Annotated in this window: 19 protein-coding genes, 1 riboswitch and 2 other annotated features; of the genes, 14 read left to right on the top strand and 5 right to left on the bottom strand. The window is 44.5% G+C overall.

Annotated elements, in window-relative coordinates:
• Positions 1–20: 20 nt before the first annotated feature.
• From MK395_RS00970 to MK395_RS00985, 4 genes are all read right to left on the bottom strand, one after another.
• Complete coding sequence (locus MK395_RS00970) at positions 21–1,283, bottom strand: nucleobase:cation symporter-2 family protein (protein WP_268711087.1); 1,263 nt, start codon at positions 1,281–1,283, stop codon at positions 21–23.
• Positions 1,283–1,864 carry a xanthine phosphoribosyltransferase gene (locus MK395_RS00975; RefSeq protein WP_070657327.1) on the bottom strand — a complete coding sequence of 194 codons (582 nt, stop codon included), beginning with the start codon at positions 1,862–1,864 and terminating at the stop codon, positions 1,283–1,285. The genes MK395_RS00970 and MK395_RS00975 overlap by 1 nt, the downstream gene beginning before the upstream one ends.
• Before the next feature lie 384 nt (positions 1,865–2,248).
• A riboswitch (purine riboswitch) is annotated at positions 2,249–2,344 on the bottom strand.
• A 133-nt stretch (positions 2,345–2,477) separates the two neighbouring features.
• The gene (locus MK395_RS00980; RefSeq protein WP_000386238.1) at positions 2,478–2,864 is read right to left on the bottom strand and encodes a bleomycin resistance protein; all 387 of its coding nucleotides are present in this window, start codon (positions 2,862–2,864) and stop codon (positions 2,478–2,480) included.
• Between the two features lie 11 nt (positions 2,865–2,875).
• The gene (locus tag MK395_RS00985; protein WP_033606285.1) at positions 2,876–3,703 is read right to left on the bottom strand and encodes an exodeoxyribonuclease III; all 828 of its coding nucleotides are present in this window, start codon (positions 3,701–3,703) and stop codon (positions 2,876–2,878) included.
• Between the two features lie 133 nt (positions 3,704–3,836).
• On the opposite strand from MK395_RS00985, the gene MK395_RS00990 reads away from it, so the two are divergent.
• From MK395_RS00990 to trpA, 14 genes are all read left to right on the top strand, one after another.
• On the top strand, positions 3,837–4,292 hold the full coding sequence (locus MK395_RS00990) for a DUF3290 family protein (protein ID WP_084880175.1): 456 nt from the start codon (positions 3,837–3,839) through the stop codon (positions 4,290–4,292).
• The gene (locus MK395_RS00995; protein ID WP_000174450.1) at positions 4,289–4,924 is read left to right on the top strand and encodes a DUF421 domain-containing protein; all 636 of its coding nucleotides are present in this window, start codon (positions 4,289–4,291) and stop codon (positions 4,922–4,924) included. The genes MK395_RS00990 and MK395_RS00995 overlap by 4 nt, the downstream gene beginning before the upstream one ends.
• A 54-nt stretch (positions 4,925–4,978) precedes the next feature.
• Complete coding sequence (locus MK395_RS01000; protein WP_268711088.1) at positions 4,979–6,724, top strand: ABC transporter ATP-binding protein; 1,746 nt, start codon at positions 4,979–4,981, stop codon at positions 6,722–6,724.
• Positions 6,714–8,456 (top strand): ABC transporter ATP-binding protein, encoded by a 1,743-nt coding sequence (locus MK395_RS01005; protein ID WP_049479913.1) that lies wholly within the window; start codon positions 6,714–6,716, stop codon positions 8,454–8,456. The genes MK395_RS01000 and MK395_RS01005 overlap by 11 nt, the downstream gene beginning before the upstream one ends.
• A 183-nt stretch (positions 8,457–8,639) precedes the next feature.
• Positions 8,640–9,332 (top strand): sugar transferase, encoded by a 693-nt coding sequence (locus MK395_RS01010; protein ID WP_049479912.1) that lies wholly within the window; start codon positions 8,640–8,642, stop codon positions 9,330–9,332.
• Positions 9,333–9,374: 42 nt separating this feature from the next.
• Positions 9,375–10,604: a DegT/DnrJ/EryC1/StrS family aminotransferase gene (locus MK395_RS01015; RefSeq protein WP_268711089.1), complete on the top strand. Its 1,230-nt coding sequence runs from the start codon at positions 9,375–9,377 to the stop codon at positions 10,602–10,604.
• Between the two features lie 39 nt (positions 10,605–10,643).
• Positions 10,644–10,869 (top strand) — a binding site (T-box leader).
• A gap of 162 nt (positions 10,870–11,031) precedes the next feature.
• Positions 11,032–12,210, top strand: a complete 1,179-nt coding sequence (trpB, locus tag MK395_RS01020; RefSeq protein WP_050252720.1) for a tryptophan synthase subunit beta — start codon at positions 11,032–11,034, stop codon at positions 12,208–12,210.
• Positions 12,207–12,432 (top strand) — a binding site (T-box leader). It overlaps the preceding gene by 4 nt.
• Positions 12,433–12,503: 71 nt before the next feature.
• The gene (gene trpE, locus MK395_RS01025) at positions 12,504–13,865 is read left to right on the top strand and encodes an anthranilate synthase component I (RefSeq protein WP_268711090.1); all 1,362 of its coding nucleotides are present in this window, start codon (positions 12,504–12,506) and stop codon (positions 13,863–13,865) included.
• On the top strand, positions 13,862–14,428 hold the full coding sequence (locus MK395_RS01030; RefSeq protein ID WP_000601912.1) for an aminodeoxychorismate/anthranilate synthase component II: 567 nt from the start codon (positions 13,862–13,864) through the stop codon (positions 14,426–14,428). Before trpE ends, MK395_RS01030 begins: the two co-directional genes overlap by 4 nt.
• 10 nt (positions 14,429–14,438) lie before the next feature.
• Positions 14,439–15,443, top strand: a complete 1,005-nt coding sequence (gene trpD / locus MK395_RS01035) for an anthranilate phosphoribosyltransferase (protein WP_042902637.1) — start codon at positions 14,439–14,441, stop codon at positions 15,441–15,443.
• Positions 15,440–16,207, top strand: coding sequence for an indole-3-glycerol phosphate synthase TrpC (trpC, locus tag MK395_RS01040; RefSeq protein WP_042902638.1), 768 nt, complete (start codon positions 15,440–15,442; stop codon positions 16,205–16,207). The genes trpD and trpC overlap by 4 nt, the downstream gene beginning before the upstream one ends.
• Positions 16,194–16,793: a phosphoribosylanthranilate isomerase gene (locus MK395_RS01045; protein WP_042902639.1), complete on the top strand. Its 600-nt coding sequence runs from the start codon at positions 16,194–16,196 to the stop codon at positions 16,791–16,793. Before trpC ends, MK395_RS01045 begins: the two co-directional genes overlap by 14 nt.
• Complete coding sequence (gene trpB, locus MK395_RS01050) at positions 16,771–17,994, top strand: tryptophan synthase subunit beta (RefSeq protein ID WP_042902640.1); 1,224 nt, start codon at positions 16,771–16,773, stop codon at positions 17,992–17,994. Before MK395_RS01045 ends, trpB (MK395_RS01050) begins: the two co-directional genes overlap by 23 nt.
• Positions 17,987–18,763, top strand: a complete 777-nt coding sequence (gene trpA / locus MK395_RS01055; RefSeq protein WP_042902641.1) for a tryptophan synthase subunit alpha — start codon at positions 17,987–17,989, stop codon at positions 18,761–18,763. The genes trpB (MK395_RS01050) and trpA overlap by 8 nt, the downstream gene beginning before the upstream one ends.
• Here the strand turns inward: trpA and MK395_RS01060 are convergent.
• Entirely contained in the window at positions 18,735–19,394 is a 660-nt protein-coding gene (locus tag MK395_RS01060; protein WP_042902642.1) for a prepilin peptidase, read from the bottom strand. The genes trpA and MK395_RS01060 overlap by 29 nt on opposite strands.
• Between the last annotated feature and the right edge of the window lie 57 nt (positions 19,395–19,451).

Here is a 19,451-nt window from a genome sequence, read left to right on the forward strand (position 1 = left end):
GAGGCTCGCACCTCTTTTTCTTATTTCTTCTTCCGGTTTAATACTGCATTGAGGACAATGGCCAGTAGGCTGGCTACGACGATTCCATTTGAGAAGAACATTTGGAAGGCTGTTGGCATGCTGACAAAGAGATTACTATTGTTGAGTCCGACACCTGCAGCGATGGAGACAGCTGCGATAAGGAAGTTATGTTCATTGTTAGCAAAATCAACGCGGGCGAGGATTTGCATCCCTTGAAGGGAAACAAAGCCAAACATCACCAGCATGGCCCCTCCAAGAACAGGGCTCGGAATGATTTGGGCGAGGGCACCAAACTTAGGAAGGAGTCCAAGGAGGACTAGGAAACCAGCAGCGTAGTAGATTGGCAGGCGGGTCTTGATACCAGATAATTTAACCAAACCAACGTTTTGTGAAAATCCTGTGTAAGGGAAGGTGTTAAAGATTCCTCCGAGAAGTACGGCCAGACCTTCTGCACGGTAACCGTTGCGCAGGCGCGTGCTGTCGATTGGGTCATTGGTGATATCAGACAAGGCCAGGTAAACACCAGTGGATTCAACCATGGAAACCGTTGCAATGATACACATCATGACGATGGATGAGATTTCAAAAGTCGGTACACCAAAGTAGAGGGGAATTGGAACATGGACAAGCGGTGCTGCCGCAACAGGGGAGAAATCAACCAAGCCCATGGTAGCAGCGATGGCAGTTCCAACAACCAGACCAATCAAAATGGAGATAGACTTGATAAATCCTTTGGTAAAGATGTTAATCAAGAGGATAATTAGAACAGTGATAGCAGCAAGTAAGAGACTTTGACCAGTTGGCTCTGGAACGTTATTTCCCATATTTCCAATAGCAACAGGAATCAAGGTTAAACCAATCGTGGTAATGACAGAGCCTGTTACGATAGAAGGGAAAAGATTAGCTACTTTTGAGAAGATGCCTGAAATTAGAATTACATAAATCCCAGAAACGATAAGGGCACCAAACATAGCACCGCTACCGTGGCTTTGCCCAATCATAATCAAAGGAGCAACCGACTGGAAGGCAACCCCGAGAACGACTGGTAGTCCAATCCCAAAGTATTTGTTGAGTTGGAGTTGAAGGAAGGTGGCCACCCCACACATGAAGATATCTGTGGAGATCAGGTAGGTCAACTGCTCAGATGAATAGCCAAGAGCTGTCGCAATCATGATGGGAACCAGGATAGAACCTGAGTACATGGCTAGTAAGTGCTGCAAGCCAAGAACGGCTGCTTGCGAGTGTTTTTCTTGTTTTTGCATTAGAGATCTGCCTCCTTAAATACGACCTGACCATTTTCGAAACGATCCAAGCGAGCCAGTGATAGGACTGGATACCCTGCTTTTTCAAGCAAATCACGACCATCCTGGAAAGATTTTTCAATCACGATACCAATCGCTTCGACTTTTGCTCCGGCTTGTTCGATGATTTGGATCAAGCCTTTGGCAGCTTGTCCATTTGCTAGGAAATCATCGATAATCAAGACCTTGTCCTCTGGTGAAAGGAATTTTCCAGCGATGGAAACGGTGCTGGTCACTTGCTTGGTAAAGGAGTAGACTTGGGCAGTTAAGATACCTTCGTTCATGGTGATGTTTTTAGCTTTCTTGGCGAAAATCATGGGAATGTTTAAGGCTTCAGCTGTAAAAATGGCTGGGGCAATGCCTGACGCTTCAATGGTCACGACCTTGGTAATGCCAGCAGCAGCGAATTTGTCCGCAAATACCTTACCAATCTCTCGCATCAAGCTAAAGTCAACTTGGTGGGTTAAAAAGGAATCCACCTTGAGGATATTGTCACCCAAGATATGCCCATCCTCGAGGATGCGCTCTTCTAATAATTTCATAAGACCTCCTAAAGTCTAAAAGCAAGTTTACTTGTTGGTTAAATATTTCTATAGTGAACCAGTTTGCTAGTACTATATATTTGATAAAACTAGTACGAGCGAAGCGAGTTTTACTAGATATTTCCCGCTGTAGTGGTATTATATACAATAATCTTGTTATTGTATATGACGGGATTTTTGAGACTTTGGGCTCAAAAATTAGGGATGAAATTCCCTGGATTCCTGAAATTATCCACAGGATAATTTCACCTCCCGTCCGCACTAATTAAGGGAAATATTAAAAAAATTTAGTTTACACTTAAAAGCGTGCTTTAACAAAAATATTCAAAAAGGACCTACTTAATCCCCTAAGTAAGTCCCCAAAATAGGCATGGCCAACACCATACCTTCAGCTGACATACTCATTGTTAGGTGTTCCGGCACCTTGTAGAAACGTCGTGCCAATTCACGACATAAACAAGTAAAATGATATTCAATTTTAAATAGGCCACTGCCAATGTTTTTATTTTACACCAATTAGCTTTATAAATCAAATATTTTGTTAGCAAATAGATCATAAAAGCGAACGAATAAAAGGCTGCAACGCTAGAAAGTATTGTAGCCTTCTATTCTTCTATTCGCTAAATCTTAAAAAATAGCCATCTGGATCCAAGACTGCAAATTCGTGAGGATAGATGTAGTGATCCCCAACACGAAATGTTCTCTTAGTCAAAGGACGATAAATAGGATAGTTGGCCTCCAGCAGTTTTTGGTGGAGCTGAGGGACATCTTCAATGCCAAAGGAAATATTGACACCGCGCCCGAAAGGATAGGTTAGTTGGGCTAATTCTTCTGTGCTGCCTTCTTCTAGCATAAGTTGACAGTCTTCAAGCGAGAGGAAGAGAAATTTCTCCTCTGGACGCTCGTATTCGACAGAAAATCCCAGCAAGTCGCAGTAGAAGTGGCGTGACTTTTCGAGGTCAGATACTACAAATTCAGGAATGACAGCTTGATAGTCCATTAGCTTTCTCCTTAGAGTTCAATTTCCAATACAATCGGCGTATGGTCTTGACGCGCACCCGAGTCAATCATGTCAGACTTGGTCACCTTGTCAGCAACGCGGTTGCTAGTGAGCCAGTAGTCGATTCTCCAGCCTGTATTGTTGATTTTAGAAGTCTTGCTGCGTTGCGCCCACCAAGTATAACGCTCTGGGACATCGCCGTGAATATGGCGGAAGGTGTCAGTAAATCCAGTTGCCAAGAGGTTGGTAAATCCAGCACGTTCCTCGTCGGTAAATCCAGGTGAACGGCGGTTGCTGGCAGGATTTGCAAGGTCAATTTCATTGTGGGCTACATTGTAGTCACCGGTCGCAAGGACTGGTTTTTCTTTGTCTAGTTCAGCCAAGTACTCCGCATATTTGACATCCCAGACTTGGCGTTCTTCCAAACGTTTGAGGCCGTCGCCAGCGTTTGGAGTGTAAACTTGGGTCACGAAAAATTCATCAAATTCTAGAGTGATGATGCGACCTTCTAAGTCCATGGTAGAAGGGGCACCGATTTCTGGAAAAGTGACAGTGGGTGTGAGTTCTTTCTTATAAAGGAACATGGTTCCAGCATAGCCTTTGCGGGCAGGTTCTTGAGAAGAACGCCACGTGTTTTCGTAGTTTGGAAAGAGTTCAGCTAAAATTTCCAAGTGTTTTTTAGTAGGACCCTTGGCAGAAAGCTTGGTTTCTTGGATAGCGATGATATCAGCATTTTCAGCGACCAAGGTTTGTAGTACTTCTTGGGACAATTTGGCACGAGTTGAGTCACTAGTTAGGGCAGCATTGAGGGAATCAATATTCCATGAGATGAGTTTCATAAAGTTACCTTTTTCATTCAGATTATAGATTTTATTATACCAAAAAAAGGTCCATTTCCCCAACGTATGGATTGAAAAATCACTCTCTTTCGTTTATAATTAAGAATGATTTTATGAAAGGGAGTGAAAATAAATGAAATTTTACTCATATGACTATGTCCTCAGCCAAATTGGTCAGCAAAATGGCATCATGATTGGCTTTGGGATTGTGCTCCTAGCTATCACAGGATTTTTTGCTTTTAAAGCCTATCGAGATAAAAAGGGGACTAAGTTTCGGGAATTGGTCATGATTTTGGCCTTGACCTTGGTGGCCATGCTTTTGGTGACAATCTCAAAATACCAGACCAATCAAGCCTCTAACAACCAATTTCAAACTTCACTTCATTTCATAGAGGTTGTTTCCAAAGACTTGGGAGTGGATAAATCAGAAGTTTATGTCAATACTTCTGCAGCCACTGATGGAGCGCTTGTCAAGGTAGGTCCAAATTTCTACCGCGCCATGAACGGGAGCCAACCAGACAAGTATCTTTTAGAGAAATTAGAATTGCATCAAACAGACGCTATTGAATTGGTGGAGGTAAATAAATGACACTCAATTATATGGAAATTTTAATCAAACTGGCCTTGGGTCTTTTCTCGCTTGTTTTTGTTATCAATGTGACAGGAAAGGGGAATCTAGCACCTAACTCTGCGACAGACCAAATTCAGAACTATGTTCTCGGTGGTATTATCGGTGGGGTGATTTACAATAGTTCTATTAGCATTCTGCAGTACGCAGTGATTTTGATGATGTGGACGATTTTGGTCTTGACCCTCAAGTGGCTCAATAACAATGTTCGTTTTGTCAAACGCTTGATTGATGGAAAACCAACTCTCCTTATCAAAAATGGGCAGATTGACCCAGAAGCCTGTCGTTCAGTTGGTTTGTCTGCAGCAGAAGTTGCTCTCAAACTTCGTAGCCAAGGGATTTTCCAGATGAAACAGGTCAAATGCGCAGTGCAGGAGCAAAATGGCCAACTCATCGTGGTCCAAATGGGGGATGAAAATCCTAAGTATCCAGTTGTGACTGACGGTGTGATACAAGTCGATGTTTTGGAGTCGATTGGTCGTAACGAAGAGTGGTTGCTTGATAACCTCAGCAAGCAAGGGCATGACAATGTAGCCAATATCTTTATCGCTGAGTATGACAAGGGTGCGGTCACAGTCGTAACCTATGAATAAGAAAAACCTGGGGTCTTGGCCTCAGGTTTCTATTTGCAATCAGAAAGGGATGTTATGTCCATTATTCAAAAACTTTGGTGGTTTTTCAAGTTAGAAAAACGCCGTTATCTAGTCGGGATTGTGGCCCTGGTTTTGGTTTCCGTTCTCAATCTCATTCCTCCCATGGTTATGGGGCGGGTGATTGATGCCATTACATCGGGGCAATTAACCCATCAGGACCTCCTTCTTAATCTATTTTATCTGCTGCTGGCAGCCTTTGGGATGTACTATCTGCGATATGTTTGGCGCATGTATATCCTTGGAACTTCCTACCGTCTGGGGCAGATTATGCGCTCTCGATTGTTTGAGCATTTCACAAAAATGTCGCCAGCCTTTTATCAGACCTATCGAACGGGAGACCTGATGGCACACGCCACCAATGATATCAATGCCCTAACTCGTCTCGCAGGTGGAGGAGTCATGTCAGCAGTGGATGCTTCCATCACGGCGCTGGTGACTTTGCTGACCATGCTTTTTAGCATTTCTTGGCAGATGACTCTGGTTGCCATTCTTCCCTTGCCTTTCATGGCCTATGCGACCAGTCGTCTAGGGAGAAAGACCCACAAGGCCTTTGGCGAGTCACAGGCGGCATTTTCCGAACTCAATAACAAGGTGCAGGAGTCTGTATCGGGTATCAAAGTGACCAAATCTTTCGGTTATCAGGCGGACGAGTTGAAGTCCTTTCAGGCAGTAAATGAATTGACCTTCCAAAAGAACCTCCAAACCATGAAATACGATAGTCTCTTTGACCCTATGGTTCTCTTGTTTGTTGGTTCATCCTATGTTTTAACCCTTTTGGTCGGTTCCTTGATGGTTCAGGAGGGACAGATTACGGTTGGGAATCTGGTCACCTTTATCAGCTACTTGGATATGCTGGTCTGGCCTCTTATGGCCATTGGTTTCCTCTTTAATATCACTCAGCGAGGCAAGGTTTCTTACCAACGGATTGAGGAACTTTTATCTCAGGAATCACCTGTAAAAGACCCTGAGTTTCCTCTGGACGGTATTGAAAATGGACGTTTGGAGTACGCTATTGACAGCTTTGCCTTTGAAAATGAGGAGACACTGACGGATATTCACTTTAGTTTAGAAAAAGGACAAACCCTAGGCTTGGTCGGACAGACAGGCTCTGGGAAAACGTCCTTGATTAAGCTCCTCTTGCGTGAATACGATGTGGATAAGGGAGCTATTTATCTAAACGATCACGATATTCGTGATTATCGTCTGACAGACCTTCGTGGTCTCATGGGCTATGTCCCTCAAGATCAGTTTCTCTTTGCGACCTCTATCTTAGACAATATCCGCTTCGGCAATCCTAATTTGCCCCTTTCAGCGGTCGAGGAAGCGACTAAACTAGCTCAAGTTTATAAAGATATTGTGGACATGCCTCAGGGATTTGATACGCTGATCGGTGAAAAGGGAGTCAGTCTCTCAGGTGGTCAAAAGCAACGTCTGGCTATGAGTAGGGCTATGATTTTAGACCCTGATATCTTGATTCTAGATGATTCCTTGTCAGCCGTGGATGCCAAGACAGAGTATGCGATTATCGACAATCTCAAGGAGACGCGCAAGGACAAGACAACTATTATTACAGCACATCGACTCAGTGCAGTTGTCCATGCAGATCTGATTTTGGTTCTGCAAAATGGTCAAATTATCGAACGGGGCAAGCACGATGACTTGCTAGTCCTGAATGGCTGGTATGCCCAAACCTACCAGTCTCAGCAGTTGGAAATGAAAGGAGAAGAAGATGCAGAATAAGAAAGAACAATTGGCTGTATTGAAGCGCTTGATGTCTTATCTCAAGCCCTATGGCCTCCTGACCTTTTTGGCACTCAGTTTTCTCCTCGTGACTACAATCATTAAAAGTGTCATTCCCCTTGTGGCTTCCCACTTTATCGACCAGTACCTCAGCAACCTAAACCATCTTGCTATTACAGTTTTATTGGCCTACTATGGCCTCTATATCCTGCAAACTCTGGTCCAGTATGTCGGCAATCTTCTCTTTGCGCGGGTGTCCTACAGTATTGTCAGAGATATTCGTCACGATGCCTTTGCCAATATGGAGAAACTGGGCATGTCTTATTTTGACAAGACGCCAGCAGGTTCCATCGTCTCTCGTTTGACCAATGATACTGAGACCATCAGTGATATGTTTTCGGGAATTTTATCCAGCTTTATTTCAGCAGTTTTCATCTTTCTGACAACTCTGTATACCATGTTGGTGCTGGATTTTCGTTTGACAGCTTTAGTTTTGCTCTTTCTACCCTTGATTTTCCTTTTAGTCAATCTCTATCGGAAAAAGTCAGTGAAAATCATCGAAAAAACCAGAAGTCTCTTGTCAGATATCAATAGTAAGCTGGCAGAGAATATCGAGGGAATCAGGATTATCCAGGCCTTCAACCAAGAGAATCGCCTGCAAGCAGAATTTGATGAAATCAACCAAGAACACTTGGTCTATGCCAACCGTTCTGTGGCCTTGGATGCCCTCTTTTTGAGACCTGCCATGAGTTTGCTGAAACTCCTAGGATATGCAGTCTTGATGGCCTACTTTGGTTACCGCGGGCTTTATCTGGGAATAACAGCAGGAACCATGTATGCTTTTATCCAGTACATCAATCGGCTCTTTGACCCCTTGATTGAGGTGACGCAAAACTTTTCAACCCTTCAAACTTCTATGGTCTCAGCTGGACGTGTCTTTGCCTTGATTGACGAGAGGACCTATGAACCCCTTCAAAAGGATAGCCAAGCAAAGATTACAGAAGGTAATATTCGGTTTGAGCACGTGTGTTTCTCATATGATGGAAAACACCAGATTCTAGATGATATTTCCTTTTCAGTTAAGAAGGGTGAAACCATTGCCTTTGTAGGGCATACAGGTTCGGGGAAATCTTCCATTATCAATGTCCTCATGCGCTTTTATGAATTTCAGTCAGGCCGCGTTCTCTTGGATGGTGTGGATATCAGGAACTACAGTCAGGAAGAGTTGAGAAAGAATATCGGTTTGGTCTTACAGGATCCCTTCCTCTATCACGGGACTATCAAGTCCAATATCGCCATGTACCAAGACATTAGTGATGAAGAGGTCCAGGCTGCGGCTGCCTTTGTGGATGCAGATTCCTTTATTCAGGACCTTCCGCAGGGTTATGATACCCCCGTTTCCGAGCGTGGTTCGAGCTTTTCTACTGGCCAGCGCCAGCTTCTTGCCTTTGCTAGAACAGTCGCCAGTCAGCCTAAAATCCTGATTTTGGATGAAGCGACAGCCAATATTGACTCTGAAACAGAGAGTTTGGTTCAAGATTCCCTAGCTAAGATGAGACAGGGTCGGACGACCATTGCTATTGCTCATCGCCTTTCGACCATCCAAGACGCCAACTGCATCTACGTCTTGGACAAGGGGCGTATCATCGAGAGTGGAACCCATGAGGAACTCTTGGCCTTGGGAGGAACCTATCACAAGATGTATAGCTTGCAGGCTGGAGCTATGTCCTAATACTCTTTGGAAATCTCTTCAAACCATGTCAGCTTTATCTGCAACCTCAAAGCTGTACTTTGATTTTCATTGAACATCAGAAGGAAATCCTTCAAATTACAGATTTCTTGCACCGCCTTTTCCATTTTGTGGTATAATGAAAAATGTTGACAAATAGTATAATAAAAACAAAGGAGAAACAGCATGCTGAAATGGGAAGACTTGCCCGTGGAAATGCAATCAAGCGAGGTTGAGTCTTATTACCAGCTTGTCTCTAAAAGGAAGGGTTCGCTGATTTTCAAGCGTTTCCTGGATTGGGTTCTGGCCCTGTTTTTGCTAGTTTTGACTTCTCCCATCTTTCTTATCTTGAGCATTTGGATCAAGTTGGATAGCAAGGGACCAGTCATTTACAAGCAAGAGCGCGTGACCCAGTACAACCGTCCGTTCAAGATTTGGAAGTTCCGTACTATGGTAACGGATGCGGATAAAAAAGGAAGTCTGGTGACTTCTGCTAACGATAGCCGTATTACCAAAGTGGGGAATTTCATTCGCCGTGTGCGTTTGGACGAACTACCTCAGCTGGTCAATGTCCTTAAAGGCGAGATGTCCTTTGTAGGGACCCGTCCTGAAGTGCCACGTTACACAGAGCAGTACAGCCCTGAAATGATGGCGACCTTGCTCTTGCCAGCAGGGATTACCTCTCCAGCCAGCATCAACTACAAGGATGAGGATACGATCATCAGTCAAATGACGGAGAAAGGTCTGTCAGTTGACCAAGCCTATGTAGAACATGTTCTTCCTGAAAAGATGCGCTATAATCTCGCCTATCTCCGAGAGTTTAGTTTCCTTGGAGACATTAAAATCATGTTTCAAACCGTGTTTGAAGTACTAAAATAAAGTAGTCATGAGAAAATGAGTACAGATAAAAGGAGCAAATCAATGCCAAATTACAATATTCCATTTTCACCTCCCGATATTACCGAAGCTGAAATTGCTGAAGTAGCGGATACCCTTCGTTCTGGTTGGATCACAACAGGTCCGAAGACAAAAGAACTGGAGCGCCGCTTGTCTCAATACACACAGACACCTAAGACTGTCTGCCTCAACTCTGCGACAGCCGCTCTTGAGTTGATTTTGCGTGTTTTGGAAGTGGGACCTGGGGATGAAGTCATCGTTCCAGCTATGACTTATACAGCTTCATGTAGTGTTATCACACACGTAGGAGCGACACCTGTCATGGTGGATATTCAAGCAGATACGTTTGAGATGGACTATGACTTGCTTGAGCAAGCCATCACTGAAAAGACTAAGGTGATTATTCCGGTTGAGCTTGCAGGGATTGTTTGCGACTATGATCGTTTGCTCCAAGTGGTGGAGAAGAAACGGGACCTCTTTACAGCTGCTAGCAAGTGGCAAAAAGCCTTTAACCGTATCGTAATTGTCTCAGATAGTGCCCATGCTTTGGGATCTACTTATAAAGGACAACCAGCTGGATCTATCGCTGACTTTACTTCCTTCTCATTCCACGCCGTTAAGAACTTTACAACGGCTGAGGGAGGAAGTGCGACTTGGAAAGCCAATCCAGCGATTGATGACGAAGAGATGTACAAGGAGTTCCAAATCCTTTCCCTTCACGGTCAAACAAAGGATGCTCTTGCCAAGATGCAATTGGGTTCATGGGAGTACGATATCGTCACACCAGCCTACAAGTGCAATATGACCGATATCATGGCTTCGATTGGTTTGGTACAATTGGACCGTTACCCAGCTTTGCTACAACGTCGTAAGGACATCGTGGACCGCTATGATCGTGGTTTTGCAGGTTCTCGCATCCGTCCATTGGCACACAAGACTGATACTGTTGAATCTTCACGCCACCTCTACATCACCCATGTAGAAGGAGCAAGTTTAGAAGAACGCAACCACATCATCCAAGAATTGGCCAAAGCAGGAATTGCAAGTAATGTACACTATAAACCGCTTCCTCTCTTGACAGCCTATAAGAATCTTGGTTTTGATATGGCAGATTATCCAAGAGCCTATGCCTTCTTTGAAAATGAAATTACGCTCCCTCTTCACACTAAATTAAGTGATGAAGAAGTTGATTACATCGTTAAGACTTTGGTGAGAATTTCCGAAGAAATCCTCGGTTCTGGAAAAAAATCATAAAAAATCTTGACAAAAAGCGGACAATAGCATATAATATTCTCAACAAATCAGAAAAGTAGTTATTTTTGATCTTCAGGGAGCCTGTGGTGATTGTGAACAGGTGGTTGAAAGTAGTGAAAGTGGGCTGATTTTAAAAATGAATTTGAAACAATGAAAATTCGGTGCGCACACCTTACAGTGCAACTTGTTGTTAGACAAGGCAGAGATGTAAAGGGGAATAGTCCCTTTACAATTGAGGTGGCACCGCGTTACCAACGCCCTCACACAGAGTAATTTTCTGTGTGTGGGCTTTTTTCTATCCTTCGTTTTGTTTATCTTTTATTAGGGCGTTGAGTCGCTTTGATGAACTTGAGTTCTATCTACAGCTCCTTGCCTACTACTAAAAGCAAACAAAAAGTCGGATTAATATGGAAAGAGGAAAAATTTTATGACAACTAAAGGTTATTTTGGACAATTTGGTGGTAGTTTTGTACCGGAACCGATTCAGGCTTTATTGGATGAGTTGGAAGTGACATTTGACAAATACAAGGATGATCCAGAATTTTTGGCAGAATTTCGCCATTACTTGAAGGATTATTCAGGTCGCGAGACACCGCTTTATTTTGCGGAAAGTTTGACAGAGCACCTAGGTGGAGCTAAGATCTATCTCAAGCGCGAAGATCTTAACCACCTTGGTTCACACAAACTAAACAACGTTCTGGGTCAAATCCTTCTTGCCAAACGTATGGGAAAAAAACGTGTGATCGCGGAAACAGGAGCTGGTCAGCACGGTGTTGCGACAGCAGCTGCAGCAGCTAAGTTTGGTATGGCCTGTGATGTCTACATGGGGGCAGAAGATGTGGAACGCCAACGTCTCAATGTTTTCCGTATGGAGATGATGGGAGCGACCGTTCACGCAGTTGAAACAGGGACACGAACTCTCAAGGATGCGGTCGATGCAGCCTTTGGAGCATGGATGAATGACCTTGAAGCCTTCTACGTTTTGGGATCTGCTGTAGGCCCTCATCCTTATCCTACAATTGTTCATGAATTCCAAAAGGTCATCAGTGAAGAGTCTCGTCGTCAAATCTTAGAAAAAGAAGGCCGTTTACCAGACTACGTCATTGCCTGTGTAGGTGGTGGTTCAAATGCCATCGGTGCTTTTTCACAGTATGTGGCTGATGAAGAAGTTAAATTGGTTGGGGTAGAAGCTGCTGGGCACGGACTTGATACAGACAAGCACGCAGCTACTATGACAAAAGGTAGTATCGGAATTGTCGACGGTATGAAGACCTATGCAGTCTTTAAGGAAGACGGAGAGCTGGCTCCAGTTTACTCTATCTCAGCTGGTTTGGACTATCCAGGGGTTGGCCCAGAACACGCCTACTTCAAAGATTCAGGTCGCGTGGAATATGTGGCAGCGACAGATGAAGAAGCTGTTCAAGCTTTGCTCCTTCTCAGCAAGACAGAAGGGATTATCCCAGCGATTGAAAGTTCGCACGCCATCGCAGAAGCGGTTAAACGTGCACCGAAACTAAGTAAAGATGAGATTATCATCATCAATGTCTCTGGTCGTGGAGACAAGGACGTAGCTGCGATTGCAGACTACCTAGAAGCTAAAAAATAATAGATGGAAAAATTACAGTCTTTTCTCTCACAGAGAGCTTGTGGTTGCTGGAAACAAGCAGAGAATGCTGTAAGGTTGGGTCCATCTGAAACAAGAGAAGAAAACATAATTCTCAAGGGAGTGCCCTTTATCGCACAGCCTGTTACAGGAGGTATCTGAGACAGGGATGAGAGATAGGAGAAATCCTATAATTGAGGTGGCACCGCGAATTTCGTCCTCACGCAAGTTATTTTGCGTGGGGATTTTTCATACAGTCGCCACGGACTAGAAGTAGAACTGAAAGGGAAATTACAATGGAACGAATCATTCATGGAGATGTCTTATCACCAATCTTGGCTTATATGCGCCTAAAGGGGCAACACAAGGTTATCTTAGAGAGTATTCCGAGAGACAAGGAAACCGCTCGTTTTTCTATCCTAGCCTATAATCCAGTTTTTGAGATTAAGTTTGAAAATGGAGTCCTTTATCAAAATGGTCAAGTGATTGATCGGGATCCTTTGGATTTCCTTTATGAAGTGACTCATAAGAGCCAGCACCATTCAGACCTACCTTTTGGTGGGGGAGCCATTGGTTTTGTGGGCTACGATATGATTTCGCTCTATGAAGAAATTGGTCAAATCCCTGAGGATACGATTGGGATGCCAGACATGCATTTCTTTATCTATGAGAGCTATATGGTCTTTGACCACAAGAAGGAAAAAATCCATGTCATCGAGGATGCTCTTTACAGCGAGCGTAGTCAAGAAGATTTGGAAGAAGCCTTGAATCAAGTGCTGGAGGAATTACGCATCCCTGCTCCAAATGAATTTGAAGACTTGGATTTATCTCCGCTGGACTTCAAACCGCATATTGCTCCTCAGAAGTTTGAAGAAATGGTGGAAACCGCTCGTGACTTGATTCGTAACGGGGATATGTTCCAATGTGTACTCAGTCAACGCTTCTCAGCAGAAGTTACTGGAAATCCATTTGACTTCTACAGAAATCTTCGCGTGACTAATCCATCCAATTACCTCTATTTTTATGACTTTGGGGATTATCAAATCATCGGTGCCAGTCCTGAAAGTTTGGTTTCTGTCAAAAATGGCATCGTGACAACCAATCCGATTGCTGGTACGCGGCCAAGAGGAGCTACAGATGAAGAGGACAAGGCCTTGGCGACAGACCTGCTTTCTGATGAGAAGGAAACAGCAGAACATCGGATGTTAGTAGATTTGGGGCGCAATGATATCGGCCGCATCTCTGAAACAGCCAGTGTCCAAGTCACCAAGTATATGGAAGTGGAGCTTTTCCGCTATGTCATGCATTTGACCAGCGTGGTGAAAGGGCGTTTGCTTCCCGAACTCACTGCCATGAATGCTTTGAAAGCCACACTTCCAGCTGGGACAGTTTCAGGAGCACCAAAGATTCGGGCCATGAGACGCATCTATGAACTGGAGACGGAAAAACGTGGTGTATACGCAGGAGCAATCGGTTACTTGTCTGCGACGGGTGATATGGATTTCGCTATCGCCATCCGAACCATGATTCTTAAAGATCAAACAGCCTATGTGCAGGCTGGGGCAGGGATTGTCTATGACTCTATCGCCCAAAATGAATACCAAGAAACCATTAACAAGGCTAAATCTATGACTAGAATTGGAGAACTAAGACCATGATTTTATTGATTGACAACTATGATTCTTTTACCTATAACTTGGCGCAATACATCGGGAATTTTGCAGAAGTGCAGGTCTTGAGAAATGACGATCCCAAGCTGTATGAAGAAGCCGAAAAAGCAGATGGTCTGGTTTTTTCTCCCGGTCCTGGTTGGCCGGTTGATGCGGGAAAGATGGAAGACATGATTCGTGACTTTGCAGGTAAGAAGCCGACTCTAGGGATTTGTTTGGGGCACCAAGCCATCGCAGAAGTCTTTGGTGGTAAGCTAGGCTTGGCTCCAAAGGTCATGCATGGGAAACAGAGCAATATCAGCTTTGAAGCGCCATCTGTTCTCTATCAAGGCATTGAGGATGGTCGTCCAGTCATGCGTTATCACAGCATTTTGATTGAAGAAATGCCAGAAGACTTTGAAGTGACAGCTCGTTCGACTGATGACCAAGCTATTATGGGAATTCAACACAAAAGCCTGCCGATTTATGGCTTCCAGTACCATCCAGAGAGTATCGGAACGCCAGATGGCTTGTCTTCTATTCGGAATTTTATCGAGAATGTTGTAAAGTGAGGAAACTAGGATGAAAGAGATTATTGAAAAACTAGCAAAATTTGAACATTTATCAGGTGTGGAAATGACGGACGTCATTGAGCGTATCGTAACTGGGCGTGTAACCGAAGCGCAGATTGCTTCTCTCCTTTTAGCTCTTAAGATGAAGGGGGAAACACCGGAAGAGCGCACAGCCATTGCACAAGTCATGAGAGGGCATGCCCAACACATTCCAACTGAGATTCATGACGCCATGGACAACTGTGGTACAGGTGGAGACAAGTCCTTCAGCTTTAACATTTCAACAACTGCAGCCTTTGTCTTGGCTGGCGGCGGCATTCATATGGCCAAGCACGGTAACCGTTCGATTTCTTCTAAATCGGGTTCGGCAGATGTCCTTCAAGCATTGGGCATCAATCTTGACCTCAAACCAGCTGAACTAGGTAAGGTCTTTGATAAAACTGGCATCGTCTTTCTCTTTGCTAAAAATATGCACCCAGCTATGAAGTACATCATGCCCGCTCGTTTGGAACTAGGAATTCCAACGATCATGAACTTGACTGGTCCACTGATTCATCCAATGGCCTTGGAAACACAGTTGCTTGGCATTAGTCGTCCAGAGCTGCTAGAAAGTACAGCTCAGGTATTGAAAAATATGGGTCGCAAACGCGCCATCGTGGTTGCTGGGCCAGAAGGATTGGATGAAGCCGGCTTGAATGGAACAACTAACATTGCTCTTCTTGAAAATGGCGAAATCACCTTATCAAGCTTTACTCCAGAGGATTTGGGAATGGAACGCATTGCTATTGAAGACATTCGTGGTGGAAATGCTCATGAAAATGCAGAAATTTTGCTCAGCGTTCTCAAAAACCAACCAAGTCCATTCTTGGAAACGACAGTCTTGAATGCTGGTCTTGGTTTCTATGCTAATGGTAAGGTTGATAGTATTAAAGAAGGTGTTGCCTTGGCCCGTCAAGTGATTGCTAGTGGCAAGGCCCTTGAAAAACTTAGACTGTTACAGGAGTACCAAAAATGAGTCAGGAATTTTTAGCACGAATCTTAGAGCAGAAGGCGCGTGAGGTCGAGCAGATGGAGTTGGAGGAAATCCAGCCCTTGCGCCAGACCTATCGCTTGGCAGAATTTTTGAAGAATCACCGTGACCGTTTACAGGTAATCGCTGAGGTCAAGAAAGCTAGCCCTAGTCTGGGAGATATCAATCTAGACGTGGATATTGTGCAACAGGCCCAGACTTATGAAGCAAATGGAGCAGTGATGATTTCGGTTTTGACAGATGAGATTTTCTTTAAAGGACATTTGGATTATCTACGGGAGATTTCCAGTCAGGTGCAGATTCCGACGCTAAACAAGGACTTTATCATCGATGAAAAGCAAATTATCCGCGCTCGTAATGCAGGGGCGACAGTTATTTTGCTCATTGTGGCTGCCTTGTCAGAAGAACGTCTCAAGGAACTTTACGACTACGCGACAGAGCTTGGACTGGAAGTCTTGGTGGAAACCCACAATCTAGCTGAACTAGAAGTAGCCCACAGACTTGGTGCTGAGATTATTGGGGTTAATAACCGCAATTTGACCACCTTTGAAGTCGACTTGCAGACCAGTGTAGACTTGGCTAAACACTTCAAAGATGATTGCTTGTACATATCTGAATCTGCTATTTTCACAGGGCAGGATGCGGAACGAGTAGCACCGTACTTTAACGGAATTTTAGTTGGGACAGCTCTCATGCAGGCGGAAGATGTGGCCCAGAGAATCAAGGAGTTACAGATTGACAAAGGTTAAGATTTGTGGGCTATCGACCAAAGAAGCGGTGAAAACAGCCGTGTCAGCAGGGGCAGACTACATCGGTTTTGTCTTCGCACCTAGTAAAAGGCAGGTGACCTTGGAACAGGCTGCTGAGCTGGCAAAGCTCATTCCTGTCAACGTTAAAAAGGTTGGTGTATTTGTTTCACCAAGTCGAGCTCAACTGCTAAAAGCGATTGACAAAGTTGGCTTGGACTTGATTCAAGTTCATGGTCAGGTGGCAGATGATTTGTTTGAGGATTTGCCTTGTGCCAGCATTCAGGCGGTGCAAGTGGATAGAAATGGTCATGTGCCAAATTCTCAGGCAGATTATCTACTCTTTGATGCCCCTGTTGCTGGGAGTGGCCAGATCTTTGACTGGGGCCAACTGGATACGACAGGACTAGCTCAGCCCTTCTTTATCGCAGGTGGGCTTAATGAAGATAATGTAGTAAAAGCAATTCAACACTTTACTCCCTATGCAGTAGATGTATCAAGCGGAGTGGAGACAGATGGACAAAAAGATCATGAAAAGATTAGAAGATTTATAGAGAGTGTAAAGCATGGCATATCAAGAACCAAATAAAGATGGATTTTACGGAAAATTCGGCGGACGTTTCGTCCCAGAAACATTGATGACAGCAGTTTTGGAATTGGAAAAAGCCTACCGTGAAAGTCAGGCAGACTCCAGTTTCCAAGAGGAATTAAACCAGCTCTTGCGCCAGTATGTAGGACGTGAAACGCCTCTTTACTATGCAAAAAACCTGACCCAGCATATCGGTGGAGCCAAGATTTACCTCAAACGGGAAGACCTCAACCACACAGGTGCCCACAAGATTAACAATGCCTTAGGACAAGTTCTTCTGGCTAAACGTATGGGTAAAAAGAAAATTATTGCTGAGACAGGTGCTGGTCAGCACGGTGTGGCAACTGCAACAGCTGCAGCCCTCTTCAACATGGAATGTACCATCTACATGGGTGAGGAAGATGTCAAACGCCAAGCCCTTAATGTCTTCCGTATGGAGCTTTTGGGAGCTAAGGTTGAGGCCGTGACAGATGGTTCGCGCGTGCTCAAGGATGCAGTTAATGCAGCCCTTCGTTCATGGGTAGCTAACATCGATGATACCCACTATATCCTTGGTTCTGCCTTGGGACCACATCCTTTCCCAGAAATCGTTCGTGACTTCCAAAGTGTCATTGGTCGAGAAGCCAAACAACAGTACCGCGACTTGACAGGTGAAAATCTACCAGATGCCCTAGTAGCCTGTGTTGGTGGTGGTTCTAATGCTATTGGACTCTTCCATCCATTTGTGGAAGATGAGTCAGTAGCTATGTATGGGGCTGAAGCAGCAGGACTTGGTGTGGACACAGAGTACCACGCAGCTACCTTGACCAAGGGTCGTCCAGGTGTCCTTCACGGTTCCCTCATGGATGTTCTCCAAGATGCTCATGGTCAAATTCTTGAAGCCTTCTCTATCTCAGCAGGTTTGGACTATCCTGGTATCGGTCCAGAACATTCTCACTATCACGATATCAAACGTGCCAGTTATGTCCCTGTGACAGACGAGGAAGCCTTGGAAGGATTCCAACTCTTGTCTCGTGTGGAAGGGATTATCCCAGCCTTGGAATCTAGCCATGCTATCGCTTTCGCAGTGAAATTGGCCAAAGAACTCGGACCAGACAGGTCCATGATTGTCTGCCTATCTGGTCGTGGGGACAAGGATGTAGTTCAAGTCAAAGACCGCTTGGAAGCTGATGCAGCAAAGAAGGGAGAAGGTCATGCCTAAGACTCTAACAGAAAAATTGAATGCTATCAAAGCAGCTGGAAAAGGAATTTTCGTTCCCTATATCATGGCTGGAGACCACGAGAAAGGTTTGGATGGTCTAGGAGAAACAATCCACTTTTTAGAAGATTTGGGTGTTTCTGCCATCGAAGTGGGCATTCCCTTTTCAGACCCAGTTGCAGATGGACCTGTGATCGAAGAAGCAGGCTTGCGCAGTCTAGCTCGCGGGACTTCTACCCAGACTTTGGTTGAAACCTTGAAAACCATTCAGACTGAGGTGCCACTTGTCATCATGACCTACTTTAACCCCCTCTTTCAGTACGGTGTGGAGAAATTTGTCAAAGATCTGACAGATACAGCCGTTAAGGGATTGATTATCCCAGACCTGCCTCATGAACATGCCAACTTTGTGGAGCCTTTTTTGGCAGACACAGATATCGCTTTAATTCCCCTAGTTAGTTTGACGACAGGGATTGAGCGTCAGAAAGAGTTGATCAAGGGAGCGGAAGGCTTTGTCTATGCCGTTGCCATCAATGGGGTGACAGGAAAATCAGGCAATTACCGTGCAGACTTGGACAAGCACTTGGCACAATTGCATCAAGTGGCCGATATCCCAGTTTTGACAGGTTTTGGCGTATCTAGTCAGGATGATGTGGAACGCTTCAATGCGGTGTCAGATGGCGTTATCGTCGGTTCGAAAATTGTAAAAGCTCTCCACCAAGGAGAGCCGATTGAGGACTTTATCAAACAAGCAGTAGCTTACCAAAAATAATCACACAAGTAGCAAGTAAGAGGAAAGGCACAAAAGGAAGTCTTTCCTTTTTCTTTTGCGAAAGAAAGGCTAAAATCCCTGCCGCAGAAGCAAACTGGATCAAGATGAGTAATTCGGTCGCGCTAAAGACGAGAGCACAAGAAGCCAGAAAGAGAAAATCCCCTGCGCCCATGCGAATATCGATAAAATGGGCTATGATTCCTAGAACAAGGAAGAAGAGCATAATCAGACTCCAACCACAGAAAGCCATGAGGATTAGATGGAACGTCAGCCAGACTAGTAAGGGATATTCCTGATGGCGAAAGTCGTAGATGCCCAAGGTCAAACCAGCAGTGATTAGGATGACTTGACCCAAGGAAATCCACCCCCAAGACCAAGCTAGAAAGAGGAGTCCTAAGCCTAGTTCAAAGAGGGCATACCAGAATGGATAGCGAATCTTGCAGTAGCGACAGCGAAAACGATTAACCACCTGCGAAAGGATAGGAATCAAATCTAGCGGACGCAAGCGAGTTTGACAGGAATCGCAGTGGCTAGAAGGAAAGATAATAGACTGCTCTGGAAAACGGTCAATGACCAAACCCAAGAAAGAAGCGAGAATGCTCCCGACAAGAAAAAAATAAAGATCAATCATACTTATCTATTCGTAAAAAATAGGAGAAGTAGTATAATAAAGAAACATAGATAAGAT

This window comes from Streptococcus oralis, assembly GCF_026782085.1.
GTDB classification, from domain to species: domain Bacteria; phylum Bacillota; class Bacilli; order Lactobacillales; family Streptococcaceae; genus Streptococcus; species Streptococcus oralis_DA.

What these genes read in the sequence shown, in the direction of transcription:
- MK395_RS00970 (WP_268711087.1), bottom strand. Translation starts at nt 1,283, where the DNA reads ATGCAAAAACAAGAAAAACACTCGCAAGCAGCCGTTCTTGGCTTGCAG.
- MK395_RS00975 (WP_070657327.1), bottom strand. Translation starts at nt 1,864, where the DNA reads ATGAAATTATTAGAAGAGCGCATCCTCGAGGATGGGCATATCTTGGGT.
- MK395_RS00980 (WP_000386238.1), bottom strand. Translation starts at nt 2,864, where the DNA reads ATGGACTATCAAGCTGTCATTCCTGAATTTGTAGTATCTGACCTCGAA.
- MK395_RS00985 (WP_033606285.1), bottom strand. Translation starts at nt 3,703, where the DNA reads ATGAAACTCATCTCATGGAATATTGATTCCCTCAATGCTGCCCTAACT.
- MK395_RS00990 (WP_084880175.1), top strand. Translation starts at nt 3,837, where the DNA reads ATGAAATTTTACTCATATGACTATGTCCTCAGCCAAATTGGTCAGCAA.
- MK395_RS00995 (WP_000174450.1), top strand. Translation starts at nt 4,289, where the DNA reads ATGACACTCAATTATATGGAAATTTTAATCAAACTGGCCTTGGGTCTT.
- MK395_RS01000 (WP_268711088.1), top strand. Translation starts at nt 4,979, where the DNA reads ATGTCCATTATTCAAAAACTTTGGTGGTTTTTCAAGTTAGAAAAACGC.
- MK395_RS01005 (WP_049479913.1), top strand. Translation starts at nt 6,714, where the DNA reads ATGCAGAATAAGAAAGAACAATTGGCTGTATTGAAGCGCTTGATGTCT.
- MK395_RS01010 (WP_049479912.1), top strand. Translation starts at nt 8,640, where the DNA reads ATGCTGAAATGGGAAGACTTGCCCGTGGAAATGCAATCAAGCGAGGTT.
- MK395_RS01015 (WP_268711089.1), top strand. Translation starts at nt 9,375, where the DNA reads ATGCCAAATTACAATATTCCATTTTCACCTCCCGATATTACCGAAGCT.
- trpB (WP_050252720.1), top strand. Translation starts at nt 11,032, where the DNA reads ATGACAACTAAAGGTTATTTTGGACAATTTGGTGGTAGTTTTGTACCG.
- trpE (WP_268711090.1), top strand. Translation starts at nt 12,504, where the DNA reads ATGGAACGAATCATTCATGGAGATGTCTTATCACCAATCTTGGCTTAT.
- MK395_RS01030 (WP_000601912.1), top strand. Translation starts at nt 13,862, where the DNA reads ATGATTTTATTGATTGACAACTATGATTCTTTTACCTATAACTTGGCG.
- trpD (WP_042902637.1), top strand. Translation starts at nt 14,439, where the DNA reads ATGAAAGAGATTATTGAAAAACTAGCAAAATTTGAACATTTATCAGGT.
- trpC (WP_042902638.1), top strand. Translation starts at nt 15,440, where the DNA reads ATGAGTCAGGAATTTTTAGCACGAATCTTAGAGCAGAAGGCGCGTGAG.
- trpB (WP_042902640.1), top strand. Translation starts at nt 16,771, where the DNA reads ATGGCATATCAAGAACCAAATAAAGATGGATTTTACGGAAAATTCGGC.
- trpA (WP_042902641.1), top strand. Translation starts at nt 17,987, where the DNA reads ATGCCTAAGACTCTAACAGAAAAATTGAATGCTATCAAAGCAGCTGGA.
- MK395_RS01060 (WP_042902642.1), bottom strand. Translation starts at nt 19,394, where the DNA reads ATGATTGATCTTTATTTTTTTCTTGTCGGGAGCATTCTCGCTTCTTTC.